Here is a 2,690-nt window from a genome sequence, read left to right as displayed (position 1 = left end):
ACACAGTGGACGCGAGCAACTGAGGACAAGCCCTCGGCCTATTAGTACCAGTCAACTCCACCGGTCACCCGGCTTCCATATCTGGCCTATCAACCCAGTCGTCTACTGGGAGCCTTACCCCATCAAGTGGGTGGGAGCCCTCATCTCGAAGCAGGCTTCCCGCTTAGATGCTTTCAGCGGTTATCCCTCCCGAACGTAGCCAACCAGCCATGCCCTTGGCAGAACAACTGGCACACCAGAGGTTCGTCCGTCCCGGTCCTCTCGTACTAGGGACAGCCCTTCTCAAGACTCCTACGCGCACAGCGGATAGGGACCGAACTGTCTCACGACGTTCTAAACCCAGCTCGCGTACCGCTTTAATGGGCGAACAGCCCAACCCTTGGGACCGACTCCAGCCCCAGGATGCGACGAGCCGACATCGAGGTGCCAAACCATCCCGTCGATATGGACTCTTGGGGAAGATCAGCCTGTTATCCCCGGGGTACCTTTTATCCGTTGAGCGACGGCGCTTCCACAAGCCACCGCCGGATCACTAGTCCCGACTTTCGTCCCTGCTCGACCCGTCGGTCTCACAGTCAAGCTCCCTTGTGCACTTACACTCAACACCTGATTGCCAACCAGGCTGAGGGAACCTTTGGGCGCCTCCGTTACCCTTTAGGAGGCAACCGCCCCAGTTAAACTACCCACCAGACACTGTCCCTGATCCGGATCACGGACCCAGGTTAGACATCCAGCACGACCAGAGTGGTATTTCAACAATGACTCCACCATAACTGGCGTCACGGCTTCACAGTCTCCCACCTATCCTACACAAGCCGAACCGAACACCAATATCAAGCTATAGTAAAGGTCCCGGGGTCTTTCCGTCCTGCTGCGCGAAACGAGCATCTTTACTCGTAATGCAATTTCACCGGGCCTATGGTTGAGACAGTCGAGAAGTCGTTACGCCATTCGTGCAGGTCGGAACTTACCCGACAAGGAATTTCGCTACCTTAGGATGGTTATAGTTACCACCGCCGTTTACTGGCGCTTAAGTTCTCAGCTTCGCCACACCGAAATGTGACTAACCGGTCCCCTTAACGTTCCAGCACCGGGCAGGCGTCAGTCCGTATACATCGCCTTACGGCTTCGCACGGACCTGTGTTTTTAGTAAACAGTCGCTTCTCGCTGGTCTCTGCGGCCACCACCAGCTCCGAGTGCAAGACTCATCACCAGCAATGGCCCCCCTTCTCCCGAAGTTACGGGGGCATTTTGCCGAGTTCCTTAACCATAGTTCACCCGAACGCCTCGGTATTCTCTACCTGACCACCTGAGTCGGTTTAGGGTACGGGCCGCCATGAAACTCGCTAGAGGCTTTTCTCGACAGCATAGGATCATCCACTTCACCACAATCGGCTCGGCATCAGGTCTCACCCTTATATGAGGAACGGATTTACCTACCCCTCGGGCTACACCCTTACCCCGGGACAACCACCGCCCGGGCTGGACTACCTTCCTGCGTCACCCCATCGCTCACCTACTACAGGTCTGGTCCGTCGGCTCCACCACTCCCCTTCACCCGAAGGATCCAGGGCGGCTTCACGGACTTAGCATCGCCTGGTTCAGCGCTGGCGCTTCAAAGCGGGTACCGGAATATCAACCGGTTGTCCATCGACTACGCCTGTCGGCCTCGCCTTAGGTCCCGACTTACCCTGGGCAGATCAGCTTGACCCAGGAACCCTTAGTCAATCGGCGCACACGTTTCTCACGTGTGAATCGCTACTCATGCCTGCATTCTCACTCGTGAACCGTCCACAACTCGCTTCCGCGGCTGCTTCACCCGGCACACGACGCTCCCCTACCCATCACAGCGATCGTTAGACCACATGCTGCAATGACACGACTTCGGCGGTACGCTTGAGCCCCGCTACATTGTCGGCGCGGAATCACTTGACCAGTGAGCTATTACGCACTCTTTCAAGGATGGCTGCTTCTAAGCCAACCTCCTGGTTGTCTCTGCGACTCCACATCCTTTCCCACTTAGCGCACGCTTAGGGGCCTTAGTCGATGCTCTGGGCTGTTTCCCTCTCGACCATGGAGCTTATCCCCCACAGTCTCACTGCCGCGCTCTCACTTACCGGCATTCGGAGTTTGGCTAAGGTCAGTAACCCGGTAGGGCCCATCGCCTATCCAGTGCTCTACCTCCGGCAAGAAACACACGACGCTGCACCTAAATGCATTTCGGGGAGAACCAGCTATCACGGAGTTTGATTGGCCTTTCACCCCTAACCACAGGTCATCCCCCAGGTTTTCAACCCTGGTGGGTTCGGTCCTCCACGAAGTCTTACCTCCGCTTCAACCTGCCCATGGCTAGATCACTCCGCTTCGGGTCTTGGGCGCGCTACTCAACCGCCCTATTCGGACTCGCTTTCGCTACGGCTTCCCCACACGGGTTAACCTCGCAACACACCGCAAACTCGCAGGCTCATTCTTCAAAAGGCACGCAGTCACGACACAAGGAACAAGTCCCTTGTGCGACGCTCCCACGGCTTGTAGGCACACGGTTTCAGGTACTATTTCACTCCGCTCCCGCGGTACTTTTCACCATTCCCTCACGGTACTATCCGCTATCGGTCACCAGGGAATATTTAGGCTTAGCGGGTGGTCCCGCCAGATTCACACGGGATTTCTCGGGCCCCGTGCTACTTGGG

The 2,690-nt window shown here is 56.8% G+C and carries 1 rRNA gene; it reads right to left on the bottom strand.

Going from position 1 to position 2,690, the window contains the following annotated elements:
* Window positions 1–21: 21 nt before the first annotated feature.
* Window positions 22–2,690, bottom strand: a 23S ribosomal RNA gene (locus ABTY62_RS47375); the annotation flags it as partial.

The organism is Streptomyces sp. NPDC097640, from assembly GCF_040302705.1.
Lineage (GTDB): Bacteria > Actinomycetota > Actinomycetes > Streptomycetales > Streptomycetaceae > Streptomyces.
The sequence above is the reverse complement of the archived record's forward strand: the minus strand, read 5'-3'. Positions and strand labels throughout refer to the sequence as shown.